The organism is Paraburkholderia sp. A1RI-2L, assembly GCF_048957375.1.
GTDB lineage: Bacteria > Pseudomonadota > Gammaproteobacteria > Burkholderiales > Burkholderiaceae > Paraburkholderia.
Genome location: NZ_JARBTA010000003.1, coordinates 422,911 through 448,423 on the forward strand (window position 1 = coordinate 422,911; position 25,513 = coordinate 448,423).

Genomic DNA, 25,513 nt, shown 5'->3' on the forward strand with positions numbered 1-25,513 from the left:
TCACGCGGCCTGAAGCAGCGCGCCGTTGCGCGCGACGATCTTCCCGTTTGCGACCACCAGCTTGCGCACCGGCCGCGCAACCACCGCATGCGCGACCGTCTGCGCATCGACGAGCACGAGGTCGGCGCGCGCGCCGACCCGCAGTCCGTAGTCGCGAAAGCCACAGCCGCGCGCCGCCGCGTCGCTTACGCAATCGAATGCGATGGCGAGCTCGTCGTCGCGACGCATGTCAAAGCGCATGCCGATCAGCATAGCCCGCTCAAGCATGTCTGGCACGCCATACGGCGACCAGGTGTCGCGGATGCCGTCATTTCCGCCGAAGATCGTCACTCCCTTGTCGCGGCATGTCCTGAGCGGGGGAACCGTGCGTGACGGCGGCGCCGAGGTCAATAGCGCCACGCGTAGATTCGCGATGCGCTCGAGCAGCGCGTCGCGTTCACGTTCCGGCAACGCGCCGAGGCAGAACGCATGACTGACGACCAGCTGTCCTTGCATGCCGAGCGCGGCAACGCGATCGAGCAGCAGCTTCAACGTGAATGCGCCCACCTCGCCCGGCTCGTGAAGATGAATGTCGATCGGCTTGCGGTGGCGTTCCGCTAATTCGAACGTCGCGTCGAGCGACGCGACAGGATCGCCGTCGATCAGCGCGGGATCGAGCGCGCCGAGCACGTCCGCGCCTTCGGCGAGCGCGCTGCCGAGCAGTTCGACCGTGCCGGGGCGCTTCAGCATGCCCGACTGCGGGAATGCGACGATCTGCATGTCCAGCACGTCACGCAATGTTTGGCGCGTGCCGAGCACGCCTTCGAGGTGGCGCAGCCCTGCTTCGGTATCGATGTCGACGTGCGTGCGCAGGCGCGTGGTGCCCGCCTGCAGGAACGCGCGCGAGAGTGCGAGCGACTGCGTGGCCGCGTCGTGACCAGAGGTCTTGCGCCAGTTGCGCTCGTTGTTGATCCGATCCATCAGGGTCGGGCCGACTTCGTTGGGATACCACTCCCGGCCCCAGTTGCTTTTGTCGATGTGCGTGTGCCCTTCGACGAATCCGGGCAGCAGCAGTGCGCCGCCGCCGTTTTCGGCCGAAGCGCCCGGTTGCGGCACGACGTTCGGCCCCAGGTCAGCGATGCGCCCGTCGGCGATCGAGACGGCGACCGGACTACCATCCGGCAGCCGGACATTGGAGATGACGAAAGAGGAGGGGGAAGATTTCATGCTGATTCGATTGAAGTCGCGCGGCGGATCTGCAAGGAGCGCTGTGCGGCGCTGATCGCGGTGAAAACCGTCGCATTTGCGAGCAACGCGATGAGACCCGGATTGATGGAAGTAAAGGCGACCGGTGCGGTCGGGAACAGCGACGCCAGCGTCAGGCCGCCCCAGTTCGCGATCGCAAGCACGACAGCCCCGGTGAGAATGCCGCCGAACGCGGCTTCCCGGGTGCCGAACGGGCGCTTCAGGAAGCTCGACGCGAGCATCGGGACCAATTGCGTGAGCAGGCTCGACGAGAAGATGGCGAGCGACACGAACGTCGCGCCGCCGCGCAGGACGAAGTAGACGACGACCAGCGTAAACAACGGCAACGCGATCCGGGCGACGCGTGCGACTTCGCGCTCGCTGGCGTTCGGCGCGAAGCCTTCCCGGTAGATGTTGCGGGCGATCGTCGTCGACGCGTTGAGCATGATGAGCGACCCAGGCACCAGCGCCGTCAGCAGGCCGGCACCGCCGACGATGCCGACGAACCACGGCGAGAAGGTCTGCTTGACGAGCCGCAGCAGCGCGAGATCCGTCTGGGAGCCTTCGAGCCCATGCACGGTCAGCACCGCGGCAAACCCGACGAGAAACAGGAATGCGATCAGAACTTGATAGAGCGGCATCAGCACCGTGTTCTTGCGCAGCGCCGCGGCGTCGCGCGCAACGTAGACCGCGGTGAAACCGTGTGGATACAGATAGTAGCCAAGCGAAGTCAGGAGCAGCGTCGAGTTGTACCAGCTCAGATTGAAACCGTGCTCCGGCATGCGCAGCAGTTCGGGATGTACCGCCTCGATGCGCGCGAACATTTCGCTGTAGCCGCCGAAGTAGTGCTGCGGCAGATACGTGCCGAGGAAGATCGCGAGACCGAGGATGAGCACGTCCTTGAAGATCGCGATGCTGGCCGAGCCGTGGATGCCGGATACGATCATGTACAACACCATCAACGTAGCGCTGATCCAGATAGCGAGGTCCTGAGAGATCAGGCCGTATGACATCTCCGAAACAATGATGCCGAGCCCGCGCAACTGAATGATCAGCAGCGACACCATTGCAAACACGGCGACCACTGACACCAGGACGCCGATCGCGCGGCTTTCATACTTGGCCGCGAAGTAGTCGGCGAACGACACAAGTTTGCGGTCCTTCGCGAAGCGCCAGATAGCGGGCAGCATCCAGTAGCCCATCAGGTACGCCAGGCAGCCGTAGGACAGGATGTAGAACGCCGGCACACCCTTGCTGTAGGTCCATCCGCTCGCGCCAAGAAAGGAAAACGTCGAGAAGGCCTCGCCGGCCATCAGGAGAAACGTGAGCAACGAGCCGAAGCCGCGTCCTCCCACCGCCCATTGCTCGAAGCTGAGCTGCTTGCCGCGGCGCGCGTACAAGCCGACCGCGAGGGCGAAGACCGCGAACAGTGCGATGATGATCAAGGCGGCGTTCATTGCTTCCCCCCGTTCTGCATGCGCGCGCTCACGGCTTCCGCGCGGCTGTCGAGACAGTAGATGATGGCGAGAACGGTAGCCGTCCCGGCCATCCAGATCAGGTTCCAGGCGAACAGAAACGGCATGCCGAACAAGAACGGCCGGATTGCGGCGAGCGTACCGCCCGAATACATTGCGATGAACGGCAGCGCGACCAACAGCAGGCGAAGTTTCACGTGATTCCTCCCAATGAAGCGTATGCGTGCGCTTAGAACTTGTGACGCATGCCGACGACGAACGCCAACTGGGATGTCGTGGACGATGGTGCCGCGAGTCCATCGATCCATGCCTGGCCGATGCTGGATGAGGCCTTTTGATAGAAGCCGTTCAAGTAGACGTCCGTGCGTTTGGACAGCTGGTATTGCACACCCGCGGAGACTTGATGATAGTGTCCACTCGTCTCGCCTTGTGCCACGGCTGTGTACGCATAGGCGAGCGCTGCGGTCAGCGCGGGCGACAATGAATAGCGCACGTTGCCTTCGTAGTTGTTGAAGCGCAGCGCGCCGTTTGCAGCCATGCTGAAGTTCGAGCCGGTGTACACCAGCCCGAGCGTCGCCGGCCCGAACGCGTAGGTTCCGCTTACGCCCCAGAGTTGCTGTTCCGTCGCGTTGGCGAGGTGGACTCCGAAGACCTGGGCGGAAGTGGGATAGTAGTTGCTGGATGCGACGGCGCCCGCCGTAGTGCTCCCGGGATGGTTCATGCGCGCGTATGCTGCACCCAGATTGAGCGGTCCGTGGGCGTAGGAAAGGCCCGCGCTCCAGCTATTGTTGACGGCAAAGTCGGCTGTATTCGAAAAGCCGTACATGAGGGTCGCCTGCAAGCCGGCGATGCTTGGTGACACGTACTTGGCGGAGTTGTTGGTGCGGAACGTGTTGTTGAGGTCGTCGTTATCGAACGGATGCGTCGAATATTGGGCCAGCGTGCTGCTGATCTGCATCGACGAGATGATGTCCTGGATCGGGTTGTACTGACGACCGAAAGTCAGCGCACCCCAATTGGCCGCGCCCAAGCCGACCCAGGCCTGCCGGCCGAACATCCGGCCGCCCTGGCCGAGCGTCCCGTTTTCGATGTTGAAGCCGTTTTCCAGCCGGAAATTCGCCTTGAGGCCTTCGCCCAGATCCTCGGTACCGATGAGGCCCCAGCGTGGCCCGGACTCGTTGCCGCTGGTTGCCTGCCATGCCGAATGTCCTTGCTGGTTGTTGGTGTAGGCTAGCCCCGAGTCTACGATCCCATACAGCGTGACGCTGGATTGTGCACAGGCCGCACCCGCCGTCAGCATGCCTGCGCCGATGCAGAGTAGGGTCCTCGTCACGCTTCCTTTCAATTGCCTTTGCTTCATTGCTGTCTCCATTTATTGATTTAAATATGGGGCTCTTCACCTGCTTTCACTGCGGCGTCGACTTGTTGGTCACGTCGATTCAGGGGCTTTGTCAGACCTGGAAACGGTGCAGCGAGTGGCTTCGCATCGCCACCGCAGGATGTTATCCATGCGCCCCTGTATTCAAAAATTAAACGTTAGAATGGGGATCAGTTGCCAATCGAATGAGCTGAATGAGCGGTGCCGTGACCCGCCGACCCTCTCGAGCACTTCGACGGGTGCTAGCGTGACGATGGTGTGGACGAGCACGGGTTAATGCGACTTGACCGAAGGTTGCAACTGGTTGCGAGTTTCGACGTTGATGATGCCCAGAGAATTCGGGTTCCGTCGCGTTAAGGAAGTCCAGACGGAATGAGACGATATAGATAGGATGACTTACATTATGAGGAAATAGAACTGCTCGACAGCGGAGCGCTTCGGTCCAGCGCCATCGATCATCTGGCCTTTCGCGATCATGTGCATGGTCTCGATTCCACCCAGCAGGATCCGGGCGCAGCGAAACGTCTTGAATCCCAACATGGGTCGCGTACGGCGCTTGATTGCCCGATGATCTTGTTCCACGATGTTGTTGCGGTACTTGACCTGGCGGATCTTGATAGGCGTCTCCCGCTCGGCGCTCATGGCGTCCAGCCCGGCCAGATTGGCACCACTCTTGTCGATGGTTACGGTTTCGGGCGCGCCATTCTGATCGATGGCTTTCTCGAAGTACTGTCGGGCCGCTTCCTTGTCCCGCTTGACTTGAGGCATGCGTCGAGCGGATGATGAATTCCCGCCGATCGCGTTTGCCATTCCCCGGAAACACGATGAAGCCGCGGAACACCAATGTCAATGGTCCCACGGCTTCAGGCCCGCACCGCATGAGCATGGCGGGGGCCCTTCAACGAACGCGCCCAATGCAAGCGCATTTTCCCCGCCCCATCACGATGCGTGAGCGACACCGTACTGCGACGACAGATAGCGCCGGATATCGTCAGGTGCATTGATGAAGCGTAGTCCGTTGTGCTCAAGCACGTCGACGGACGTGTCCTTTACCGCCTGGCCGCTACCAATCACGATCACTGGTGCCGACTGGTTGGTTTCGCCGATCAGTTTGACGATTGCCTTGCGCGGACGCGGGGCATCGATGTATTCGACGTCGACGTTGTTGCGCAGTTGCGGGAAAAAGCTCAGCAGCCCCTCCACGGCAACCGAGTCGCCGCAGTAGAGCGGGCCTTCTTCACCGCTAAAGAATCCAGGACGCAGAATGAACAGTTTGTCTTTCATGATTGTCTCGCTGTGGTTGGAAATTCAGAGTTGAGGTTCTACGTACGTCGATTCACGATTCCATCGGCACGAGGGTCGCGGCTCTCAGTCGCGAGAAACCGGCTTCGAGGTCGGCGATCATGTCGTCGGGATGTTCGAGGCCTGCGTGGATCCGCAGCAGTGGGCCGTCCCACGGCCATTGTTTCGCCGTGCGGTAGCTCCCCGGACTGGAGCGCAGAATGAGACTTTCGAAGCCGCCCCAGCTATAGCCCATGCCGAAGCAGGACATGCCGTCGAGCAACGCGCGCATCGCCTCCTCGGATTGCGGGTGCAACACAACCCCAAACAGACCACTCGCGCCTGTGAAGTCGCGTTGCCACAATGCGTGTCCCGGTGAACCAGGCCGAGCCGGATAAAGAATTTCGGCTACTTCCGCTTGCTGCGCGAACCAGTTTGTCAAGGCATGCGCATTGCGCTGGTGCCGCTCGAGCCGAACCGCGAGTGTTCGCAAGCCGCGCAGCGCGAGATAGGCATCGTCGCCGCTCACCGTCATGCCTAATTGCCGATAAAAACGGTTGATCTTCGGATATAGCGACTCCGTCGTGAGGATCACGCCCATCAGCAGATCGGAGTGCCCCGAGATGTACTTCGTTGCGGCATGAATCGATACGTCGACGCCATGCTCGAACGAGCGGAAATAGAGCGGCGTGGCCCACGTGTTATCCATCAGCACGATTGCACCGTGACGATGCGCGATCCGGCTGATCGCCGGGATGTCCTGCACTTCGAACGTCAGCGATCCGGGCGACTCGACGAAAACTGCGCGTGTGTTCGGCCGCATCAGCGACGCGATGCCGGCGCCAATCGCTGGATCGTAGTAGGTCGTTTCGATGCCGAGGCGCATGATCGTTTCATTGCAGAACGTGCGCGTCGGGTCGTAGACGGAATCGGTCATCAGCAGATGATCGCCGGGATTCAGCACGGCGAGCAGCGTGGTCGTGATCGCACTGAGTCCGCTCGGTGTGAGCATCGCGTGTTGCGCGCCTTCGAGTCGCGCGAGCGCGTTTTCGAGCGCGCGCGTGGTCGGGCTGCCGCCGCGCCCGTACGCGTTTGGCGTGCCGCTCGCGGTCCTCAGCGCTTCGAGATTTTCAAACAGCAGCGTCGATTGACGATAAACCGGCGGATTCACCGGCGCGCCGAGCTGGTCGTGCTTGCGGCCCTCGTGGGCCAGAACGGTGTCGGTCGAATGCATTGCGTTCAAGGTGTGTTCCTCTCTGTCGTCGGTTCAATCGGGGTGTATCGAGCACCGCCGCGATATCACTACCTGTGCTGTGTGTGAAGACATATTAATTTCGCGGACGCGAAAAATGTTTTTAAAGAATCGCGCAGATCCCGCTAAGATTGGGAAAAGTTTCTAACCCGGAGGAGATATGGATAAACGTGATGCGCAGATACTCAAACTGCTTCAGGCGGATGCCACAATCGGACTGAATGAACTGGCCAAGGCGGTCAATCTTTCGCCGACGCCGTGCTGGAGGCGCCTGCAGAAGCTGCGGGACGATGGGGTGATCTGCCGGCAGGTCGTGCTTTGTGATCCTAACAAGCTAAATCTTGGACTTACGGCATTCGTGACAGTGCGCTCGAACCAGCACGGTGATGCGTGGACAACGAGATTCATCGCCGCCGTGCGGGCGATCCCGGAGATCATCGAGATCCATCGGATGAGCGGCGATGTCGACTACCTGCTCAAGGTCGTCGTGCCGGATATCGCCGGCTACGACAGCGTCTACAAGCGGTTGATCAAAAGTGTCGAACTGATGGACGTGAGCTCGGCGTTCGCGATGGAGGTGATCAAGCGAACAACAGCGCTTCACTCGATTACGTGGTGAGTGAATAACGAAAACGCGCGACCTGCCGACAATTCAATTGTCGGCAGGTCGCGCGTTTATTGGCATTGCATGCCTGGCCTATGATGCTCCGAAGTGGCTCAGTCGCTGTGAAACGCCTCGCGATAAGCGAACAGCGCGGGTACGCCGCCGGTGTGTACGAAGAGCACTGGCCCCTTTCCGTCGAACCGACCGCAGGCGATTCCATCGAGCAGGCCGGCCATCGCCTTGCCCGTATAGACGGGATCGAGCAGCAATCCTTCGGTCCGCGCGAGCAGGCGAATTGCGTCGAGTCCGGCGGTATTGGGCTCACCGTAACGTGGTGCAAAGTAAGCGTCCCATAGATCGACGCGCATCGCCGGATCCGGTTCGAGTTCGAGCAGCTCGCTTGTCTGGTCGACGAGGCTTTGTACCTTCGGACGCTGCGCTGCCGAAGTGCGCGACACCGTCACGCCAATCACGGGCGTCGATGGCATCTCATGAGCAAACGCGAGCGCGAGACCTGCGTGCGTGCCCGCACTGCCGGACGCGAGCACGACGGCCGAAAATTCTAACCCCGCCCCGCGAATCTGCTGGTCGAGCTCGAGGCCCGCACGCACATAGCCAAGCGCGCCAAGCGCATTCGATCCGCCGACCGGAATCACATACGGCCGTCGCCCTTCGTTCCGAAGTTGCTGCGCGACGGTCTCGAGCTGCCGGTCTGCGTCGTCCAGATTGGCGACCTCATGGACCCTCACACGGAACAGATCGAGGAGCAAGCGGTTGGCGTTGCGCAGATAATCGTCGCGCGTGGTGCCGATCGGATTCTCCAGCAGCGCGACGCAGCCGAGTCCCAGTTGTGCCGCGAGCGCCGCGGTCTGCCGAACATGATTCGACTGGAGCGCGCCCGCAGTCACGAGCACGTCGGCGTTCTTGCGTATCGCGTGTGCACCGAGATACTCGAGCTTGCGCAGCTTGTTGCCGCCCATGGCGAGCGAAGTGAAATCGTCGCGCTTCACGTAGATGTCGCGACCGACGTGCTCGGACAGTCTCGGCAGCCGCTGCAGCGGAGTTGGTGCGTCGATGAGATTCAGGCGCGCAACGTTATTCAGTCTTGTGGTAAGCGTTGTCGTTGTCATGCGGATGGCACAGGTGTCGGGTTTGAAGGCGCCACCGCCGGTTAGAGGGCGGTGCGCTGCGGCTCAGTGGAGGATCTTGTCGAGGAAATCGCGTGCACGCTCGGAACGAGGCGTATGAAAAAATGCGTCGCTCGTTGCGTCTTCGACGATCACGCCACGATCCATGAACAGCACGCGATGTGCAACTTTGCGTGCGAAACCCATCTCGTGTGTGACGCAGACCATGGTCATCCCGTCGCGCGCGAGCTCGACCATGACATCGAGGACTTCGTTAATCATCTCCGGATCGAGTGCTGACGTCGGCTCGTCGAACAGCATCGCGATCGGGTTCATCGAGAGCGCACGGGCAATCGCAACGCGCTGTTGCTGCCCGCCGGACAACTGCCCGGGAAACTTCTGGGCGTGCGCTTTGAGCCCGACGCGATCGAGAAGACGCAGCCCGATGTCACGCGCCTCGTCCATGGGCCGGTGCAGCACTTTCGTCTGGGCCAGTGTCAGGTTGGCCAGCACGGTCAGGTGAGGAAACAGCTCGAAGTGCTGGAACACCATGCCAACGCGCGAACGCAGTTTCGCGAGCTTCACCGTTGGATCGTCTAGCCGGGCACCGTCCACCGTGATGCAGCCTTTCTGGAACGGTTCGAGACCGTTGATCGTTTTGATCAAGGTAGATTTTCCGGATCCGGACGGGCCGCAGACGACGACCACTTCGCCTTTCGTGACCGCTGCGCTGCAGTCGGTGAGAACCTGATGCTTGCCGTACCACTTCGAGACGTTGTCAAGGGTAATCATGTTCGGATTGTTCGTGAATGGAGGAACGCAGCCGTCCACGGTCCGGACGGCCGGCGGGTGCTCAGTGCGTCGACGGCAGCGCGCAGCGCGTTTCAATGCGGCCCTGGAGCCACGCGAGCAACGTGCTGAGCGCCCAGTAGATCGCGGCGGCCGCAAGATACAGCGGAAGCGGCTGGAAGGTGGAGGCGATGACTTCCTGAGCCGAGCGCAGCAGCTCGGTGACGGTGATGACGGAAACGAGTGACGTATCCTTGACCAGACTGATGAGCGTGTTCGAAAGGCTCGGCACTGCGAGACGCAGCGCTTGTGGACAGACGACGTAGCGCAGCGTCTGTATGTGCGTGAGACCCAGGCTGTGCGATGCGGCCCACTGGCCGCGGCCGATACCCAGGATCGCGCCGCGCATGCTCTCAGACAAGTACGCGCCGGCGTTCAGGGTCAGTGTGAGAATGCCGGCTGAAGTTGGATCGAGCGAGATACCGACGTCGGGCAGCCCGTAATACACAACGAACATCTGCACGAGGAGCGGCGTGCCGCGCATCAGGCTGACATAGCCTTGCGCGATCGAGGACAGGAACCGGTTGTTGCCGATTCGTACGATCGCGACCAAAAGGCCGACGATCAGTCCCAGCACCATCGATGCGACTGCGAATTTCATTGTGAGCACGGCGCCCGTTGCGAGGACGGGAAGGGTGTGCACGACCAGATCAAATGCGTCCATGAACTCGACTCCAGATCATTGTCGGGCGCGCCGGCGATGCGATCCATGCCGGTGCGCGCGTATCGTTGCTTGATTGGGGAGGGTTAGTGGGAGTTCGAGGCCGCCGAGACGTCGGCACCAAACCATTGCATCGAGATCTTCCTGAGCGTGCCGTCCTCGCGCATCGAGGCGAGCGCGCCGTCGATCGCTTTCTCGAACTTCGGATTGCCCTTGCGGAAAGGGATGCCCATCTTCGTGTCGGCGCCCGGAATCACACCGCTCGCACGCAGCGGCAGATGCGTGGTCTTGATCAGGTAAGGAACCATCAGGCGATCGTTCACTGCGGCATCGAGCCTGCCGGTCGCAAGGTCGCGCAGAATTTCGGACTCGCCGGGATAAATCTGCGCGTTGATCGCGGGCACCGTTTTCACAAGCTCCGCATAGTTGCTACCGAGCACGACGCCCATCTTGAGGTTCTTCAGGTCGTTCAGCGACTTGAACGCGCGAGTATCGTTCTCGCGCTGCAGCAGTTGCGCGGCCGAGTACACGTAGGGCTGGCTGAAGTCGAGCGCCTGCTGGCGCGCTGGCGTGATCGCTACCTGGTTGACGATTACGTCGAACTTGCCAGCCTGAAGGCCGGCGAGAATACCGCTCCATTCGGTCGTGACGAACTGTGGCTTGACTCCGAGCCGCGCGGCGACGGCCTTCGCAACGTCGACGTCGAACCCTTCGAGCTGCCCGTCGCTGTTACGGTAATCGAACGGAGGGTAGGTGCCCTCGAGCGCGACCTTCAGCACGCCGGCCTGCTTGACCGTGTCGAGCAGGTCAGCCGCATGCACGGATGCGCTCGTGACGCCGAGCAGAGCGGCGACCAGTGCTGACGTGAACAGCGGTTTGAACGACTTCATCTTTGTCTCCGTTGGTAACAATAAAAGTGGATGCTTTCTTTTAGATTTGAAGGGCGATTGACGCGCGCGAAGCGCAGTTTTCGCACACGGATCGGGTGCACCGGTCACGGTTACGAATGCGGCTCGACTGATGGCAAGCTTAGTGTTGTCAGAATGGAAAGTGTTTCCAAAAGCGTGCGCACATCGATCGATTCCTGGAAAATATTTCTAGTTCTGACCCAGGTTGCGCAACCGGCCTGCTATTGGTGCGACCGCGGTGTGGTGCGGTCCTACCCGCGTGCGCCGCGGTTGCTCCAACGCCGGTTGCGAGCCAGTGTGCTATGCATGAGGCGCGCTTTTTGCGATGAGGCCGGGCGCGACAGCGATCAGCAAGACGGAGAAGCCGACGTGCACGTGTCGAGTAAAGAGATGATGCGACACGCGCCGTCCCCGGGCATGCCGGGCGCTATCGCGAAGCTGAACGGAATGGTCAGCGCGACGGGCGACAGCGTACGGTCGAGTTCGGTCACCATCGGCAAAGAGGCAACGATGCCGTCTAGCGGTGCGTGTGTTGGGAGGTCGCGGCATTCGTGATGAACCACTTGCGGCCGTTGATCACGTAGTCGCCGCCGTCACGCTCGATGCGGAGCACTGCGTCGTCTACCCGGCCATTGCGATGCAGATCGAGCAACGCGCCCCGCGTTACGCCGACGAGTTCGAGCTCCACGCGCAAGAGTTGCGCACGCTCTTTGATCCCCAAGCCGCCTGTGAGGTGCGCGCCCTTGTTTGCAGTCACGCGAACCTTGTATTCGGCGATCAGGCGATCGAGCGTGGCACGCGGAATAGGCAACCCCTGTGTCGCCATGCCCTTCACCGCGTCGAGCGCCGCGCCGAATGAGTGGGCGCGCCCGGCTGGCGAAAGAGCTGGGTGCGGACATCGTCGTGTCCGACCCGACGCAGGTTGAGGCCGCCGTGCGTGCCGCAACCGATGGCCGTGGCATTGACGTCGCCATCGAAAGCGTCGGGCTGCCCGACCTTTACGAGCAGGCCTTCACACTGATCCGGCCGGGCGGCCGCGTGATTGCGTTTGGGCTTGCCAAACCAGGTCATACGTTCAGGATTGCTGCGCTCGATTTCGTGCTGCGCGAGCAGGGGGTGCAAGGAACCGTCGCGGGAATGGGTGACGACATGCACGAGGCGGCCACCCTGCTTGGCTACCGGCGCGTGGACGTTGCACCTTTTCTCACAACGATCTATCGGCTCGACGACGTGCAGGCGGCGTTCAAACGCCTGGCGGAGGACAGGAGCGTCCTGAAGATTCGGCTGCAGGTCGCGTGAGCGGCTGCAGCGGATCTGTGTAGCCCGAAACGGCCAGCATCAGCCGAACGGCGTATCGCGTAACAGAGGCACTCCATGAATGCTCTGGAAGTGAAGGGAATCAGCAAGACCTACCCGGGCGTGCGGGCCCTGGATCGTATCGAGTTCTCATGCAGCCGCGGATCGGTCCATGCACTGGTTGGTGAGAACGGGGCGGGCAAATCCACCTTGATCAAGATCCTGAGCGGCGCTACCGCGCCTGACGAAGGCGAACTGTTGCTCGATGGCGACCCGTACTCGCCGGGCTCGCCAAGCGAGGCGGTGACGGCCGGAGTTTCGACGATATTCAGGAGTTCAACCTGATCCCGGCCTTGAGCGTCACAGAAAACATTTTTCTGGGTCGCGAGCGGATCACCCGCGGGCTGCTCGATGGTGTGTCGATGCGCAGGGAGGCACAGGCACTGCTCGCGCGCATCGGTGCGCCGATCGACGTGCGCCGGCGTGTCGGTACGCTGTCGGTTGCGGAGCAGCAGCTCGTCGAGATCGCAAAGGCACTGGCCGTTTCGGCGCGGGTGCTGATCATGGACGAGCCGTCCGCCACGCCGTCGGATCACGAGCTGACGCTGCTCTACAACGTCGTTCGCACGCTTTCGCGCGATGGCGTCACGATTCTCTACGTGTCGCACCGCATGGATGAAATCTTCGATCTTTGCGATACCTGCACGATCATGAAAGACGGGCGATCGGTATGCACGCGCAAGGTGGCCGAGCTCGATCGTGCGTCCATGATCCGGTTGATGGTCGGTCGTGAGGTCGATACGCGCTTCCCCGACCGGCGCGACGTTGGCGGGAAAACCGGCATCGTGCTCGACGTGAAGGGGCTGCGGCTCGATCAGCGTGTACAGGACGTCTCGTTCAATGTTCGCGCGGGCGAGATTGTGGGCCTTGCAGGGCTTGTCGGCGCGGGGCGTACGGAGGTGGCCCGCGCGATCTTCGGGCTGGATCCCATCGTGGCGGGCGAGATATCCCTTGCCGGACGCACGCATCGGCCCGCCACACCAGCACAGGCAATCGAGGCGGGTATCGCGCTCGTACCGGAAGACCGCAAGACGCAGGGACTCGTGCCCGGCCTCAGCATCCGCGAGAACGCAATACTGCCCACGCTCACCGGAATTTGCCGTTTCGGCTTCGTCGACCGCCGTCAGGAACGGGACCGGGTGGCGTCCGTGTGCCAGCAACTGGCCGTTTCGGCATCGAGCGCTGAGGTGCCCGTTGGCACGTTGTCCGGCGGCAATCAGCAAAAGGTTGTGTTCGGCAAGTGGATGGCGCACGACTACACGCTGCTGATCCTCGACGAACCGACCCGTGGCGTCGACGTTGGCGCGAAGGTCGAGTTCTACCGGCTGATTGACGAGATTGCCCGCGCAGGCAAGGCGGTACTGCTGATTTCTTCGGAACTGCCGGAACTCCTCGGCATGGTCGACCGTATCGTCGCGCTGCGTGACGGGGTGGTCACCGGAGAAATTTCCGCGCACGACGCGACGGAAGAATCGGTCCTTCAGATGATAGCGAGATAATTCATGGCATTCGCAAAATCCCTTTCAGGTGCGCAGACAGACGGTCGCTTTTCAGGTGGTGCGTGGCGGCGCATTGAACTCATCCAGCGCTTCGGCATTTTCACCATCTTCCTGATCCTGTGTGTGATTGCAGGCGTCTCGTCTCCATATTTTCTCACCGCGGAAAACCTGTTGAATGTCGTGCGCCAGGTGTCCGTCGTCGGCGTGACATCGCTGGGCATGACGTTCGTAATCCTGACGGCAGGCATTGATCTGTCGGTAGGCTCCATTCTCGCGCTGACGACGCTTGCAGTCGCGGGCCTCAAGCCATACGGTCCATTCGTGTCGCTGGCAGGCGGAATGACGGTCGCGCTCGTGTGTGGATGGCTGAACGGGATCATTACTACACGGGGGCGTGTCCAGCCGTTCATTGTCACGCTTGGGATGATGACCGCGCTGGTTGGCATGGGCCTCGCCTATTCCGGCGCAGAACCGGTTATTGGCGTGCCGCGGGCGCTTGCATGGATAGGGCGCGGCCGCCTCGCTGGCGTGCCGGTGCAGGCGCTGCTTTTCATCGTCATGGCGGTTGCGTCGGCGGTGATCCTGCGGATGACGCGTTATGGCCGGCATGTCTATGCGGTGGGCGGTAACGCCGAAGCGGCGCGTCTCTCCGGCGTGCCGGTCGACAGGGTCTGCGTGATCGCCTATTGCCTGTCGGGTCTCTTCGCCGGCCTGGGTGGTCTCGTGATGTCCACGCAGCTCAATATCGGGGAAGCGAATCTTGGCAAGGGGCTCGAACTGGATGCGATTGCCGCGGTAGTGGTCGGTGGCACCAGTCTTTCGGGCGGGGTCGGCGGCATAGGCGGAACGATTGTCGGCGTCCTTCTGATTGGAGTGCTTAACAATCTGCTGAACCTGCTGAACATCCCGGCGTACACGCAGCTGATCGTCAAGGGCGCAATCATCGTGGGCGCGGTGCTGATTCATGCGCAACTCAGTCGTTCAAAAGGCCGCTGACGCGGACAAAAATCAAGGAGACACTTATGTTCAGGTTGAAACTCGTGCACGCCGCCGCGGTGGCGCTCATGCTCGGCAGCGCCGCGAGCGCATTCGCAGTCGAGACGATTGGCCTCTCGCAGGAAAGTCTCGATCATCCGCGGCTCGCCACGCAGCGCAAGCAGATTGAGGACGCGGCGAGCAAGGCTGGCATACGGGTGCTGGCAACCGATGGCCAGGGCAATGTGGCGACGCAGATCGCAGGGATTGAGGATCTCGAATCCAAAGGGATCAAGCTTCTGATGGTACAGGCGGGCAAGGCGGAAGGGTTGCGTCAGGAGCTTGCCTCGCTGAAGGAACAGCGGATTCCCTACATGTTCGTGGGCAAGCCGATCGACAACGCCGGGGCGATCACGATGGTGTCCGGAGATAACCGTGCGCTTGGTGCGGACGCAGGGCGCTTCATTGTCGACACGCTGATGCAGAAGAATGGCAAACCGTCCGGCAACATCGTGATCCTGGAAGGTATTCCGGGTGACGAGACCTCAGTGAACCGGATCGGCGGGCTGACCTCGGTGACCGACAGGTACTCGGGCATCAAGGTAGTGGCGCGACAGCCCGGCGATTATCGACGTCCGAAGGCGTATGCAGTGATGCAGAACATCCTGCAGGCACATCCACCGGGTACGGTAGATCTGGTGTTCGCGGCGAACGGCGAGATGGCGCTGGGGGCTATCCAGGCAATCAAGGAAAGCGGTCGCACGAAGGAGATCAAGGTGCTGGGGATCGATGGCCAGAAGGAAGAGTTCGATGCCATTCGGGCTGGCGACGAATTGGCGACCTGGTTGTATCCCCCCGCTGGTACGGAAGGCATGGAAATCGCGCTCAAGGTCCTGAAGGAGGAGAAGGTACCTCCAAAGGTAGTGTTGCCGACAGTGCGCGTCACGAAGAACAACGTCAATCAGGTCACGCCCGCATTCTGATCGCTCACGGCGCTCGGGGCGTTCGTTTCGCGGACAGACGAACCGGCGTCGGTAGATGTGATACGGGGCCGAAGGCCGTACACGTCTGAAGAACTGTGCCAGAACGGCCGTGAGGTGCAAGTGATCGGGCGGCGAGTGCATCCAAAGCCGTTCATGAGAACCGCCGTCGCGGCGGCAGCGGGCAGGATGAAATATATACAGGGGCGGCTGGTGGATCGATCAAGTTACGGATGGCGCATTTGCGCTCTGCTTTTTTTTTCGCAACGACAATCAATTATCTCGAGAGACAGGTTCTCGGCTTGCTGAAGCCTGATCTCGCGGCGCAATTCAACTGGACGAAAACCGACTATAGCTACATGGTGGCTGTATTCACCGCATGCTACGCGTTGGGGCTGGTTCTCTCCGGAAAACTGGAAGACAGGTATGGGGTCAAGCTCGGTTACGGCATCTGCGTACTCGTCTGGAGCGTTGCTGCGTGCGCGGACACACCCTCGTACGCAACACGCTGGGATTTATTTTCATGCGGGGTCTTCTTGGCGTTGCGGAATCAGGTAACTTCCCGTCGGCAGTCAAGGCGGTATCGGAGTGGTTTCCGAGAAAAGAGCAGGCATTGGCAGTTGGCATCCTTACCTCAGGTACGAGTATCGGAGCGGTAGCTGCACCCGCCGTCGTTCCCTTGCTCGCGGCGTCATACGGCTGGCAGGCGGCTTTTTTGGTCACGGGTATGACGGGCCTGGTGTGGCTGGGCTTTTGGTGTTTGATGTACTACTCGCCGCACAAGAACAAGCGCGCATCCGTAGCGGAATTAAGGTACATCATGGAAGCCCGCGCAGACGTCGAGGAAGGTAATGTGTCGATGAGCTGGCTTTCGCTTCTGCGATTCCGGGCCACGTACGCATTTGTCGTGGGTAAGCTGCTGACCGATCCCATCTGGTGGTTCATGCTGTTCTGGCTCCCGTCGTACTTTTCATCACGCTACCATCTTGATCTCAAGCAATCTCGGGCTGCCGCTCGTGAGCGTTTACATAGCAACATTGATCACAGGTTGCTAAGGAATGCTGGGTAAATTCTCGCGGCTCGGTGTCGAATTGAGCTTCAAATCGGTTTGCCAATGACTCGATTGCTAACTGTCGAACGGGTAGGAGAGGGCCGCCAGCACGCCAGCCATCACACCATCCACACTTGTCCTCTTCGGCCCGGTGGCGCCATACTTCTCGCGGGTTCGGTTCTCGTTTGCAATTGCCCCGAACCAGCGGACAATTGTTGCGTCATCCTGACGCTTACATGAGTCGAAGGACGATCCTCTGGAGCATGGCCGGCAGGTCGCGTCGTGTATCGACCACGAGGTGAATGAAAACGGTGTCGTCCCGCACCTGGTAGATGATCCGGTTCTTGCCGGACAGGGCCTGCCGGAAACGCTCATCGACGAAGCCTTCGAGTTCGGCAGGCATATGGCCACTGTCGGGATACCGGCGAATCTGCGTGATGGTTTCCTGAATCTGCGCCGATGTCTGACGCCAGGTCTCCCATCCGAAGGTGCGGACAATGTAACTTCTCAGTTCGTCCATGCTGATCCGCGCGGTCGGCAGGACGCGGTACTTCAGCAGCGGGGCCGGCATCAGCGAAGTTTTTCCTGGCGGTCGAGTTCATTGAGCTCCGCGAAGAAGTCGTCGCCGTCGACGTGGTCATCGCGCTCGATCTGTTTCTGGCCAATGGCCAGGATCTTCAGCAGCGCAATGGTCTGCTGGGTCGCTTCGTAGGTTCGCACGTCCTGGACCACGAGTTTCGCCTCGCCGTTCTGCGTGATGATGAGCGGCTCTCCCGAGTCGGTGAGGTCCTTGACGATCTGGGCGGCTTCGCTCTTGAGGTAGCTGATCGGCTTGACGTGATCGGCGAGGTGCATGAGGCGCTCCGTTGGGGTCAAACAGGACTGAATATAGACCGTTATCGGTCAGATCGCAACAGGTTAAGACGCTGATGGTCGACGTTATTTTACATAACATAAATTATCAATATTTTATGTGTAGGTCCCAAATAGAAATGGCGTGTTCTGTGTAGGTTGAGTGCCGCCCATGCACCGAAGCGCACTGGTGACATTGAACATGCGAGAACTCGATCGTTTGAAGGTAATCCAGGCTGTCGTGGATTCGGGCCTGAAGCCAGGTCGCGCGGCCGAGCGACTGGGCCTGAGCGTGCGCCAGGTCGAGCGGCTGGTGATCCGGTACCGGGCATCCGGCGCGGCCGGGCTGACTTCGCGCAAACGTGGCCGCACAGGCAATCGTCGGCTGGACGCTGAACTTGCTCAACGGGTGCTGACGATCATTCGCGATCGTTACGCCGATTTTGGGCCGACGCTGGCCTGCGAGAAGCTTCGGGAATGCCATGGTATTCGGCTGGCCAAGGAGACGGTCAGACGGCTCATGACGGATGCCGGCTTGTGGGTGCCGCGCCGGCAGCGACCACCGAAGGTTTATCAGCCGCGGGCCCGGCGGGCGTGCCTGGGCGAACTGATCCAGATCGACGGCAGCGACCATCGCTGGTTCGAGGGTCGAGCGCCGGCCTGCACGCTGCTGGTGTACGTGGACGACACGACGAGCCGGCTGATGCATCTGCACTTCACCGCGACTGAATCGACCTTCAGCTGTTTCGAGGCGACGCGGGCGTACATCGAGCGTCACGGCAAACCTGGCGGGTTCTACAGCGACAAGGCGAGCGTGTTTCGCAGTGCTGCTGCTGGCAAGACGGGTAGCAGCGTGACGCACTTCGGCCGGGCCATGTACGAACTGAACATCGATACGTTTTGCGCGAACAGCAGCCCGGCCAAGGGGCGCGCCGAGCGCGCGCACCTGACGCTGCAGGACCGACTGGTCAAGGAGATGAGGCTGCGCGAGATCAGCACTGTGGCTAAAGCCAATGCCTGGGTACCCTCCTTTATGGCGGCCTACAACGCGCGCTTTGCCAAGCCGCCGAAGAGCAGCTTTGATGCGCATCGGCTGATTCAGAAAACTCCCTCAGAAATTGCTCGTGGCGTGCCGTCATCCGCAGTAGCGTCAGCTCACCGTCGTCCTTGCACTGCTTGCCACTGTCCTTAAGAAGTTTCGACAGTTCACTCACATCGCGGCGCATCAGCGACAGTTCGCCAAGCACTGCCGCGATCAGTTCCTCGCGAATGGAATCGTCAGCCGCTCCCATCGCTGCACCAGCAGTTTGAAGGCAGTGTCGTGTTCCCGCGTGACCCGGGAGGCGAGCCGCTTGATAGCGACCATCTGGCGAATGTGCGCGCGCTCGTGTTCCGGCGTATCGCCCTCCATGGCCCGAGCGGGGTTCCGGATCACGGACGGCAAGTACTACAGCCTCGATCTCTCGGTGGCGAAGGCGCTGGCCGATTCGCCCGTTGAAAGCGCGTCGCGCAGCCCGCGCGTGAATGCGACGTTCTCGTATCAGCTCAATTGAGCGGCGCATATGATTAGCATATCAAATCACTTGGCACAGACGTGCTGCCGACAGTCGGAATGTCATGAGGTGGCGCGGTCTTGAGCACGACCATGAGCGTCACGAGCAGTATGACCGCAATGGTCAGCAGGATTGTCATCGCGAACCGCTTCATCGTTCCATCCCCTTCGAATCGAACTCGTGGCTCACGAGTCTCGTCAATTCGAGATCGTATCAAGGACGGTTCCGGAAGAGAGTCAAAGATAGTCAAGTGTGCTTCAGGGCGCGACGTGATCGGTTCGCGCGGCATAGGTCATCTCGCCCAGAACCGATCGCCGAGATCACCGCCGTATCCTTGAGCAACGAAATGACATTGTTCAGGGTGAGCGCCGCCCCCTAGATTCGACTCTGTTTGCGCTTATCGCTGATCATGACGCCGGAGATGGACGAAATTCATGCCGTCATCGTCGATCGACGCGAAGATGCTGGTGAACTGCGTATTTACAATACGCAGTTCCAAATGCTGCTGCCTGGCGATCACATCGATAATGTCGATGTCTAAGTCAACACCCTGCTTGTCCTTGTTTTCAAACGCGAACGGAGTGTACGTGGCGCTCGATGCCACGACCAGTTCCCGGTCGTTTGGATGGACGGTAGCGGACCAGACGGCGCAAGCGGCCGCCGAGGCGGCCAGGTAAGTATGAATTTTTTTACAGTGGCATTGCCCCGGGAGACTGGTAAAGTCGGAAAAGGATATTCGTTCGTTTATGCCTGCTGGGAGGTCGTCAGCTTTAAATTCGGCCGCAATTCCTGCGTGACGGACTCATGTTGTCCCTTGCGGTGATCCGAAACCTGTTCGATCCCCGTCTTCAAGACCTCCTCGCAAAACGCAATGCGCAAACGATAATATTCGGCCTGCAATTGCGCATCCAATACCCTCTGCTCGGCCTGAAACAGCGCCATGCGCAATTCGCCCAGCGCGCGTTCGGCCTGCTTCTCCGGCGTTGCGGCGTGATGGGCGATCAAGTTTGAAAGCCAGTGCAACATGGATAAGCCCTCCTGTCTTCGATTCGACAATCGCGCATCTCGGGGCGCGGATCAGCCCGAATTGGTCCTGCAGAAAAGGCTAACAGAGTCGAATGAAAGCAGTGAGTGCACTAACGAACATGTTGTATAAACGATGAAAATTATTTAAAGGCACGTCGTTGAACCCGTAATTCGGGCCGCAACGAGCCAGACAGCCCGTGTCGGCCCACAGGGTCACCACCGATAGCCGATACCGCCCAAAATGATGTCGGTGTCGCGGTTATAGCTCGTCACCACGCGATTCCATTCCAGCCGCGCATCCCAGTGCTGGCTGAAACGATACGAGCCGGCAATCGTGACGATCCCAGAGAATGTCCCCGCGCCCGGCCCCGGCGAGCGGCTGTTCTCGTGCTCATCGATCGCATAGTACGCACCTGCGCCCACACCCAGCGTCACGGCGTCGTTGAGGAACGCACGCGTGAGCCAAAGCTGGCTGGCAATGCCGTCGCGGCGGGCGACCGCGCTGCTGCCTTCGTGGATGTAGCCGACCGTCCAGTCCACATACTTTGCGAGGCCCCGCCGATATTCGATGGCTCCGCCAAATGCGCCCGGCGAGCTGGTCGAGTTGACGATGGTTTTGCCGAGGTACACGGCAACTTCGTTATGGGTCGTTTTCTTTGTCGAGCCGACCGCCCAGTCGCGCGGCCCCGGCGTATCGGGCGCGTCGAGCTGATAACCGACACCGAGCATCACGCCGGTGGAGTCCGGGCCGCGCTGCACGTGCACACGGTTCAACTGCAATTGCGTGACCCATCGGTTGGATGCGTACCAGGACCCGCGCAGGCTGTACACCACGCCCCAGCCGTGCACGTCCGAATAGCTGCCGCCCTGGTCGGCGGTAGTCGTATCGAAGTAGCGATACGGCCCAATGCCGGCCTGCACCACGAACTGCGGGCTGCCGACCGGCATCCGTGCCCAGAGCTGAACCAGTTGGCCATCGCGATGGTGATTCGGAATGTGCCCTTCGTTGAGCCACGTGAAGCTTGCCGCGAAGTACTTGCCGAGACCCTCTTGATAGTTGAAGGCCCACGTATAGGTATTGATGTCGCTGGCACGCGAACCGCCGCCAAACAGCGAGAATTCCTGCGCTTGCGCCTGGGTCGGCAGGGCCAGCCAGGCAAGCGCGAGCGCTATCGACGCAGCAGGACACGCCATGCGTGCGCGTTGGTGCATGCGCGGCCGGTTCCCATCGATCGACTCGAAGGGTTTCATCAACGTGGACTCCATGAATTCCTTGCAATAAAAAATGCATCGCCCTGCGGACGGCTTACAAAAATATGCGCGCAGAGTAGCACGGCACACCGGCCAATGGCGTCTACGCTGCCACTCACGCGTGCCGTCGGATCACGTCCAGCAGCCGATCGCAGTTTCGGGCGAGGTTGCGCTCCGGCGATGTCGCAATACCCAGCAGCAGGCCGGATCGCGCACTCGCCGGCGACATATACCAGGGCGACAACGGTGCGGGACCCAATCCGAAGGCCAGCGATTCTCTGAAGATGGACACATCAGGCGCGCCGTCGGGCAGACGCACGAGCACCGCGAGGCCCGCAGCCCGGGTCTCGAAGCCGCGTTCTTCGAGGCATGCGAGCAAGCTATCGCGCTGCGTGCAATAGAGCCGCTTCAGGCGGCGCAGATGGCGCAAGTAGTGGCCCTCGCGCATGTACTGCGCCGTTGCGAGCTGCACCGAGGGCCACGGTGCCGGCGCGAGACAGGCCGCCACCTCCGCGAACCGCGACGCGAGCGGCATGGGCGCGACGACGAATCCCAGCCGCAAGGCCGGGCTGAGCGTCTTGCTGAAGGAGCCGATATGGATGACGTGCTGGCTGCGATCGAGCGACGCGAGCGCGGGCGCCGCGCGCGCATTCAGTTGCAGTTCACTTAGATAGTCATCCTCAACGATCCATGCGCCCTGCTTCGCTGCCCAATCGAGCAGTTGCAGCCGTCTTGCCAGAGACAGCGTGGGGCCGAGCGGCGCCTGCTGCCCAGGTGTCACGACGGCAAGCGCCGCGTCGGATGCATGCCTCATGCCGTAATCGACGTCGATGCCTTCCATGTCCACCGGCACCGGCGCAAGCTCGAGCCTCGCGAGTTCCAGGCCATGCCGCGTGAACGGAAAACCGGGTTCTTCGAACCAGGCTTTATGTCCATCGAGGGCGAGCACGCGCAGCGCCAGCCCGAGACCACCGCTGAACCCGCTCGTGACGATGATCTGCGCGGGCGAACAGGTCATGCCGCGCGCAATGGCCAGATACGCGGCGATTTCCCGCCGCAATTCCGGCTCGCCACGCGGGTCGGGATAGCCAACCGAGGCGCTCGACTCCGCGCGCAGCGCGAACGAGCGTACCTTGGTGAAGAGCCGCGCGGGAAGCGTTTCCTGGGCAGGCACGCCCATCTGGAAGATAGCCGGGCCGGAGGTGAGTTCCCGATACATCTCCATGAACGAGCCCGGATCGCTGCGCTCGTGCACGACTGGCGCGGCGGGCGGCCGGTCCGCCACGCGCGTTCCAGCGGCCCGGGAAGCGACGATCAGTTGAGCGTCGGAGAGCCGATCGTAGGCGAGGCGCACCGTGCCCCGCGCCACGCCCAGCTGCGCGGCAAGATCGAGCCACGAAGGCAGACGGGCGCCGGGCGCGAGCACGCCGCCCTCGATGGCAGCACTGATTGCGGTGCGGATCTGCTCGGCCAAAGGCGTCTTCGCAGACCGGTCGAGTTCGATTTTGAGCGGCTGGGACATGCGCTCATGGTACATAAAGAATGTTCATTTCTGGTGCTTTCTTGTGGCCCAGCATCCCGCCACAATAGCTCTGGTCACAAGGAGAAAACCTGTCATGAAGATTCGAATCGCACTCGGCGCGGCCTGCGCGGCGCTTGCCCTCAGCGTCGCCGCGCCCGCCATCGCGCATGACGGCGGTGCAGCCGTCACGCCCAATTTCGAGCACGCCCTTCCCAACCTGCCCGGCAAGTCGTTGACGGCCGTGGTGGTCGACTATGCCCCTGGCGGCGCCTCGCCGCCGCACGAGCATGCCAGGTCGGCATTTATTTATGCGTATGTCGTTTCGGGCGCGATCGAGTCGCAAGTGGACGACGGCCCCAAGCGAGTCTATCACGCCGGCGAAAGCTTCTTCGAAACACCGGGCGCCATTCACCGCGTCAGCCGCAATGCGAGCACGACCGCCCCAGCGAAGCTGCTTGCAGTGTTCGTCGTCGATACCGGAGACAAGGTTCTGACCACGCCGGTCAAGTAAGCCAGCCCAGCAAACACAGGAGAACACTCATGAGCAAACGTCTCGATTACAACCAGATCGCGCCCGCAGGCGCCAAGGCGCTTGGCGGCGTCTATGGCTACCTCATGCAAAGCGGGCTCTCGCCCGTTCTCGTCGATCTGGTGTACTTGCGCATCTCGCAGATCAACAACTGCGCCTATTGCCTCGACATGCACACACGCGACCTGCTGAAAAAAGGTGTGAAAGTGGAAAAGCTGGCGCTGGTGCAGGCCTGGAGGGAAGCCGGCCATCTATTCGATCCGCGCGAGCGCGCGGCGCTTGCCTGGGCCGAGTCGGTCACGCTCGTCGCCCAGACCGGCGTTCCGGACGCGGCATACGAGGAAGTTCGCGCGGTATTCGAGGAGCGCGAGCTCGTGGACCTCACGATCGCCATCGGCCTGATGAATACCTACAATCGCATGGCGATCAGCTTCCGCAACACGCCTCAAGCCATACAGGAGCAATGAGCGTCCGCAACGCCTGTGCAAGACATGCGCAGCCGCCACGGCCGTCCCGGCAGCGCACATCAACGCGAGTCAACCGGGCGGCCGTTTGTTGCTAGATATATAAATATTTTCCGGAATCTTTGACAGGAATTCGTATTTCATTCATCGAATTAGCCGGAATCAGGTGCCGCAAAAAATCAGAATCATGCAAACACATTACAGGTAGTGATTTAAGTCAAAACCCTCAAGCATCGATTCTCAATCTTGAGGTAAAGGCGTTGAGAGCGCACTCCCGGCAGACGCGCTCGTTTTGAAAAAATGTCTTTTAGAATTAGATGTCTGTGCGCTGCTACGTCAGCCCCTCCGGATGTGCCTATCACCAATATTCATCTCTTTAAATTAGCGCAGAGAAAAAATCATCGACGCTCCGTGGCTGTCATTTCAAGGGATATGTATAGTCCGTTCCCGCACAAACGCGCTATGTGCTTATTTCCCATTCGTCAGTCGTAGTTCAGATAAGAGCGATCCATGAAAAAGACCTATATTCTTGCCGCCACAGTCGCCGCAGCCGCTGGCAGCGCCCATGCTCAAAGCAACGTCACGCTATACGGCCTCATCGATGCAGGTTTGACTTACGTGAGCAACGAGGCGAGCACTTCCTCGCCGATGTCGCCGAACGGCCTGACCGGTGGCAAAGCCGTGTTCGGCATGACTGGCGGCAACGTCCAGCAAAGCCGCTGGGGCCTGCGTGGCGTCGAGGATCTCGGCGGCGGCCTGAAGACGGTCTTCAACCTCGAAAGCGGCTTCAACGTGACGAACGGCAGCACCGTGAACAGCTCGCTGTTCAACCGCCAGGCCTATGTCGGCCTTTCGAGCCAATACGGCACGGTGACACTGGGCCGCCAGTACGATTCCATGGTCGATTACGTCGCGCCGATGTCGGCAACCGGTACGTGGGGCGGCACCTACTTCGCTCACCCGGGCGACGACGACAACCTCAATGGCTCGTTCAGCCTCAGCAATACGATCAAATATCAGAGTGCGAACTACGCTGGCTTCTCGGCGAGCGCCCTGTATGGCTTCTCCAACAGTGCGGGCTTTGCCGACAACCGCGCCTATAGCGCGGGCATGGGTTACGCCAATGGCGGCTTGCGTCTGGGCGCGGCCTACCTGCAGCTTCAGGGCCTCGACTCCAGCAACGCTAACGGCGCGGTGCAGAATCTGCCGGCGTTCACGACGGCCAATCTGCCCGGCGTCCAGAATCAGCGCACCTGGGGTCTCGGCGCGAGCTATGCGTTCGGCCCGATGATCGTCGGCACCGTGTTCACGCAGACCCGCTTGCAGGACAAGCTCGCGGATGCGTCGGTGCGCTACAACAATTATGAAGTCAACGCTCGCTACAACCTGACGTCGGCCTTCTACGTGGGCGCGGCCTATACCTATACGCAAGGTCTGCGCAACACGCCGGGAAGCGGCGCCTCGGACAACCGCTCGGCGCATTGGAACCAGTTCGGCCTTCAGGCTGACTACTCGCTGTCCAAGCGCACGGACCTCTACGCGCAGAGCGTCTTCCAGATCGGCGCCAACAATGCGGAAGGCACGAATGCGGCGCAAATCAACGGTACCGGCGCGCCTTCCACGAGCCGCAGCCAGGTCGTGGTGACCACGGGGATCCGCCATCGCTTCTAAGCGTTGAACCGCCGTTACCTCCAGC

General features: G+C 61.0%; 28 protein-coding genes and 4 pseudogenes. 13 read left to right on the top strand and 19 right to left on the bottom strand.

The features are described 5' to 3' along the window. From PWP93_RS25080 to metC, 7 genes and pseudogenes are all read right to left on the bottom strand, one after another. A complete protein-coding gene (locus PWP93_RS25080) occupies positions 1–1,206 on the bottom strand; it encodes an amidohydrolase family protein (protein WP_421046467.1) in 1,206 nt (401 codons plus the stop codon). Further along, positions 1,203–2,681: a sodium:solute symporter family protein gene (locus PWP93_RS25085; protein ID WP_421046468.1), complete on the bottom strand. Its 1,479-nt coding sequence runs from the start codon at positions 2,679–2,681 to the stop codon at positions 1,203–1,205. The genes PWP93_RS25080 and PWP93_RS25085 overlap by 4 nt, the downstream gene beginning before the upstream one ends. After that, positions 2,678–2,896 carry a DUF3311 domain-containing protein gene (locus PWP93_RS25090; protein ID WP_421046469.1) on the bottom strand — a complete coding sequence of 73 codons (219 nt, stop codon included), beginning with the start codon at positions 2,894–2,896 and terminating at the stop codon, positions 2,678–2,680. The genes PWP93_RS25085 and PWP93_RS25090 overlap by 4 nt, the downstream gene beginning before the upstream one ends. 32 nt (positions 2,897–2,928) lie before the next feature. Continuing rightward, a complete protein-coding gene (locus PWP93_RS25095) occupies positions 2,929–4,032 on the bottom strand; it encodes a porin (RefSeq protein WP_421046470.1) in 1,104 nt (367 codons plus the stop codon). A gap of 441 nt (positions 4,033–4,473) precedes the next feature. Further along, positions 4,474–4,830: pseudogene (locus PWP93_RS25100) on the bottom strand (DDE-type integrase/transposase/recombinase); the annotation flags it as partial. Between the two features lie 186 nt (positions 4,831–5,016). Continuing rightward, positions 5,017–5,361: a DUF3088 domain-containing protein gene (locus tag PWP93_RS25105; RefSeq protein ID WP_421046471.1), complete on the bottom strand. Its 345-nt coding sequence runs from the start codon at positions 5,359–5,361 to the stop codon at positions 5,017–5,019. 52 nt (positions 5,362–5,413) lie between these two features. Continuing rightward, on the bottom strand, positions 5,414–6,601 hold the full coding sequence (metC, locus tag PWP93_RS25110; protein ID WP_421046472.1) for a cystathionine beta-lyase: 1,188 nt from the start codon (positions 6,599–6,601) through the stop codon (positions 5,414–5,416). A gap of 169 nt (positions 6,602–6,770) precedes the next feature. Here metC and PWP93_RS25115 point away from each other — a divergent pair, with 169 nt between their 5' ends. Then, complete coding sequence (locus tag PWP93_RS25115) at positions 6,771–7,229, top strand: Lrp/AsnC family transcriptional regulator (protein ID WP_421046473.1); 459 nt, start codon at positions 6,771–6,773, stop codon at positions 7,227–7,229. 98 nt (positions 7,230–7,327) lie between these two features. Here PWP93_RS25115 and PWP93_RS25120 read toward each other — a convergent pair whose 3' ends face one another. From PWP93_RS25120 to PWP93_RS25140, 5 genes are all read right to left on the bottom strand, one after another. Beyond that, on the bottom strand, positions 7,328–8,344 hold the full coding sequence (locus tag PWP93_RS25120) for a D-cysteine desulfhydrase (protein ID WP_421046474.1): 1,017 nt from the start codon (positions 8,342–8,344) through the stop codon (positions 7,328–7,330). 63 nt (positions 8,345–8,407) lie between these two features. Further along, entirely contained in the window at positions 8,408–9,133 is a 726-nt protein-coding gene (locus tag PWP93_RS25125; protein WP_421046992.1) for an amino acid ABC transporter ATP-binding protein, read from the bottom strand. 61 nt (positions 9,134–9,194) lie between these two features. Then, positions 9,195–9,854, bottom strand: a complete 660-nt coding sequence (locus PWP93_RS25130) for an amino acid ABC transporter permease (RefSeq protein WP_421046475.1) — start codon at positions 9,852–9,854, stop codon at positions 9,195–9,197. A gap of 83 nt (positions 9,855–9,937) precedes the next feature. Next, on the bottom strand, positions 9,938–10,741 hold the full coding sequence (locus tag PWP93_RS25135; protein ID WP_421046476.1) for a transporter substrate-binding domain-containing protein: 804 nt from the start codon (positions 10,739–10,741) through the stop codon (positions 9,938–9,940). 535 nt (positions 10,742–11,276) lie between these two features. After that, positions 11,277–11,585 (bottom strand): hypothetical protein, encoded by a 309-nt coding sequence (locus PWP93_RS25140; protein WP_421047021.1) that lies wholly within the window; start codon positions 11,583–11,585, stop codon positions 11,277–11,279. A gap of 29 nt (positions 11,586–11,614) precedes the next feature. On the opposite strand from PWP93_RS25140, the gene PWP93_RS25145 reads away from it, so the two are divergent. The 7 genes and pseudogenes from PWP93_RS25145 to PWP93_RS25175 all read left to right on the top strand — a co-directional run bounded on the left by PWP93_RS25145 (position 11,615) and on the right by PWP93_RS25175 (position 16,638). After that, positions 11,615–12,058: a zinc-binding dehydrogenase gene (locus PWP93_RS25145; RefSeq protein WP_421046477.1), complete on the top strand. Its 444-nt coding sequence runs from the start codon at positions 11,615–11,617 to the stop codon at positions 12,056–12,058. A gap of 75 nt (positions 12,059–12,133) precedes the next feature. Beyond that, positions 12,134–12,573 (top strand): annotated as a pseudogene (locus tag PWP93_RS25150) (ATP-binding cassette domain-containing protein); the annotation flags it as partial. Positions 12,574–12,834: 261 nt separating this feature from the next. Then, on the top strand, positions 12,835–13,614 hold the full coding sequence (locus tag PWP93_RS25155; RefSeq protein WP_421046128.1) for an ATP-binding cassette domain-containing protein: 780 nt from the start codon (positions 12,835–12,837) through the stop codon (positions 13,612–13,614). Positions 13,615–13,617: 3 nt separating this feature from the next. After that, positions 13,618–14,610: an ABC transporter permease gene (locus PWP93_RS25160; RefSeq protein WP_421045653.1), complete on the top strand. Its 993-nt coding sequence runs from the start codon at positions 13,618–13,620 to the stop codon at positions 14,608–14,610. Positions 14,611–14,654: 44 nt separating this feature from the next. Then, positions 14,655–15,572, top strand: a complete 918-nt coding sequence (locus PWP93_RS25165; protein ID WP_421045654.1) for a substrate-binding domain-containing protein — start codon at positions 14,655–14,657, stop codon at positions 15,570–15,572. 230 nt (positions 15,573–15,802) lie between these two features. Then, positions 15,803–15,994 (top strand): annotated as a pseudogene (locus PWP93_RS25170) (hypothetical protein); the annotation flags it as partial. A 53-nt stretch (positions 15,995–16,047) separates the two neighbouring features. Further along, the gene (locus PWP93_RS25175; RefSeq protein ID WP_421046478.1) at positions 16,048–16,638 is read left to right on the top strand and encodes an MFS transporter; all 591 of its coding nucleotides are present in this window, start codon (positions 16,048–16,050) and stop codon (positions 16,636–16,638) included. A 214-nt stretch (positions 16,639–16,852) separates the two neighbouring features. Here PWP93_RS25175 and PWP93_RS25180 read toward each other — a convergent pair whose 3' ends face one another. Then, the gene (locus PWP93_RS25180; RefSeq protein ID WP_421046479.1) at positions 16,853–17,191 is read right to left on the bottom strand and encodes a type II toxin-antitoxin system RelE/ParE family toxin; all 339 of its coding nucleotides are present in this window, start codon (positions 17,189–17,191) and stop codon (positions 16,853–16,855) included. Next, complete coding sequence (locus PWP93_RS25185) at positions 17,191–17,475, bottom strand: type II toxin-antitoxin system Phd/YefM family antitoxin (protein ID WP_213309276.1); 285 nt, start codon at positions 17,473–17,475, stop codon at positions 17,191–17,193. Before PWP93_RS25185 ends, PWP93_RS25180 begins: the two co-directional genes overlap by 1 nt. Before the next feature lie 169 nt (positions 17,476–17,644). Between PWP93_RS25185 and PWP93_RS25190 the strand changes: the two are divergent. Continuing rightward, positions 17,645–18,565, top strand: a pseudogene (locus PWP93_RS25190) (ISNCY family transposase); the annotation flags it as partial. Positions 18,566–18,727: 162 nt separating this feature from the next. On the opposite strand, the gene PWP93_RS25195 reads toward PWP93_RS25190, so the two are convergent. Next, positions 18,728–18,883 (bottom strand): hypothetical protein, encoded by a 156-nt coding sequence (locus tag PWP93_RS25195; protein ID WP_421046480.1) that lies wholly within the window; start codon positions 18,881–18,883, stop codon positions 18,728–18,730. Between PWP93_RS25195 and PWP93_RS25200 the strand changes: the two genes are divergently transcribed. Beyond that, positions 18,882–19,025 (top strand): hypothetical protein, encoded by a 144-nt coding sequence (locus tag PWP93_RS25200; RefSeq protein WP_421047022.1) that lies wholly within the window; start codon positions 18,882–18,884, stop codon positions 19,023–19,025. The two genes, PWP93_RS25195 and PWP93_RS25200, sit on opposite strands and share 2 nt — an antisense overlap. Positions 19,026–19,422: 397 nt before the next feature. Here the strand turns inward: PWP93_RS25200 and PWP93_RS25205 are convergent, their stop codons facing one another. From PWP93_RS25205 to PWP93_RS25220, 4 genes are all read right to left on the bottom strand, one after another. Beyond that, a complete protein-coding gene (locus tag PWP93_RS25205; RefSeq protein ID WP_421046481.1) occupies positions 19,423–19,629 on the bottom strand; it encodes a transporter substrate-binding domain-containing protein in 207 nt (68 codons plus the stop codon). A 140-nt stretch (positions 19,630–19,769) separates the two neighbouring features. Next, complete coding sequence (locus tag PWP93_RS25210; RefSeq protein WP_421027744.1) at positions 19,770–20,051, bottom strand: hypothetical protein; 282 nt, start codon at positions 20,049–20,051, stop codon at positions 19,770–19,772. Between the two features lie 213 nt (positions 20,052–20,264). After that, on the bottom strand, positions 20,265–21,245 hold the full coding sequence (locus PWP93_RS25215) for a hypothetical protein (protein WP_421046993.1): 981 nt from the start codon (positions 21,243–21,245) through the stop codon (positions 20,265–20,267). A gap of 172 nt (positions 21,246–21,417) precedes the next feature. Then, the gene (locus PWP93_RS25220) at positions 21,418–22,824 is read right to left on the bottom strand and encodes a PLP-dependent aminotransferase family protein (protein WP_421046482.1); all 1,407 of its coding nucleotides are present in this window, start codon (positions 22,822–22,824) and stop codon (positions 21,418–21,420) included. A gap of 94 nt (positions 22,825–22,918) precedes the next feature. On the opposite strand from PWP93_RS25220, the gene PWP93_RS25225 reads away from it, so the two are divergent. From PWP93_RS25225 to PWP93_RS25235, 3 genes are all read left to right on the top strand, one after another. Next, a complete protein-coding gene (locus tag PWP93_RS25225; protein WP_421046483.1) occupies positions 22,919–23,335 on the top strand; it encodes a cupin domain-containing protein in 417 nt (138 codons plus the stop codon). Positions 23,336–23,364: 29 nt separating this feature from the next. After that, entirely contained in the window at positions 23,365–23,820 is a 456-nt protein-coding gene (locus PWP93_RS25230) for a carboxymuconolactone decarboxylase family protein (protein WP_421027747.1), read from the top strand. A 507-nt stretch (positions 23,821–24,327) separates the two neighbouring features. After that, positions 24,328–25,488: a porin gene (locus PWP93_RS25235; protein ID WP_421046484.1), complete on the top strand. Its 1,161-nt coding sequence runs from the start codon at positions 24,328–24,330 to the stop codon at positions 25,486–25,488. The last annotated feature ends 25 nt before the right edge of the window (positions 25,489–25,513 follow it).

Coding starts and splice junctions, on each gene's coding strand:
- PWP93_RS25080 (WP_421046467.1), bottom strand. CDS start 1,206: ATGAAATCTTCCCCCTCCTCTTTCGTCATCTCCAATGTCCGGCTGCCG.
- PWP93_RS25085 (WP_421046468.1), bottom strand. CDS start 2,681: ATGAACGCCGCCTTGATCATCATCGCACTGTTCGCGGTCTTCGCCCTC.
- PWP93_RS25105 (WP_421046471.1), bottom strand. CDS start 5,361: ATGAAAGACAAACTGTTCATTCTGCGTCCTGGATTCTTTAGCGGTGAA.
- PWP93_RS25115 (WP_421046473.1), top strand. CDS start 6,771: ATGGATAAACGTGATGCGCAGATACTCAAACTGCTTCAGGCGGATGCC.
- PWP93_RS25120 (WP_421046474.1), bottom strand. CDS start 8,344: ATGACAACGACAACGCTTACCACAAGACTGAATAACGTTGCGCGCCTG.
- PWP93_RS25125 (WP_421046992.1), bottom strand. CDS start 9,133: ATGATTACCCTTGACAACGTCTCGAAGTGGTACGGCAAGCATCAGGTT.
- PWP93_RS25130 (WP_421046475.1), bottom strand. CDS start 9,854: ATGGACGCATTTGATCTGGTCGTGCACACCCTTCCCGTCCTCGCAACG.
- PWP93_RS25135 (WP_421046476.1), bottom strand. CDS start 10,741: ATGAAGTCGTTCAAACCGCTGTTCACGTCAGCACTGGTCGCCGCTCTG.
- PWP93_RS25140 (WP_421047021.1), bottom strand. CDS start 11,585: ATGGCGACACAGGGGTTGCCTATTCCGCGTGCCACGCTCGATCGCCTG.
- PWP93_RS25145 (WP_421046477.1), top strand. CDS start 11,615: ATGAGTGGGCGCGCCCGGCTGGCGAAAGAGCTGGGTGCGGACATCGTC.
- PWP93_RS25155 (WP_421046128.1), top strand. CDS start 12,835: ATGGTCGGTCGTGAGGTCGATACGCGCTTCCCCGACCGGCGCGACGTT.
- PWP93_RS25160 (WP_421045653.1), top strand. CDS start 13,618: ATGGCATTCGCAAAATCCCTTTCAGGTGCGCAGACAGACGGTCGCTTT.
- PWP93_RS25180 (WP_421046479.1), bottom strand. CDS start 17,191: ATGCCGGCCCCGCTGCTGAAGTACCGCGTCCTGCCGACCGCGCGGATC.
- PWP93_RS25185 (WP_213309276.1), bottom strand. CDS start 17,475: ATGCACCTCGCCGATCACGTCAAGCCGATCAGCTACCTCAAGAGCGAA.
- PWP93_RS25200 (WP_421047022.1), top strand. CDS start 18,882: ATGGCCCGAGCGGGGTTCCGGATCACGGACGGCAAGTACTACAGCCTC.
- PWP93_RS25195 (WP_421046480.1), bottom strand. CDS start 18,883: ATGGAGGGCGATACGCCGGAACACGAGCGCGCGCACATTCGCCAGATG.
- PWP93_RS25210 (WP_421027744.1), bottom strand. CDS start 20,051: ATGTTGCACTGGCTTTCAAACTTGATCGCCCATCACGCCGCAACGCCG.
- PWP93_RS25215 (WP_421046993.1), bottom strand. CDS start 21,245: ATGGCGTGTCCTGCTGCGTCGATAGCGCTCGCGCTTGCCTGGCTGGCC.
- PWP93_RS25220 (WP_421046482.1), bottom strand. CDS start 22,824: ATGTCCCAGCCGCTCAAAATCGAACTCGACCGGTCTGCGAAGACGCCT.
- PWP93_RS25225 (WP_421046483.1), top strand. CDS start 22,919: ATGAAGATTCGAATCGCACTCGGCGCGGCCTGCGCGGCGCTTGCCCTC.
- PWP93_RS25230 (WP_421027747.1), top strand. CDS start 23,365: ATGAGCAAACGTCTCGATTACAACCAGATCGCGCCCGCAGGCGCCAAG.
- PWP93_RS25235 (WP_421046484.1), top strand. CDS start 24,328: ATGAAAAAGACCTATATTCTTGCCGCCACAGTCGCCGCAGCCGCTGGC.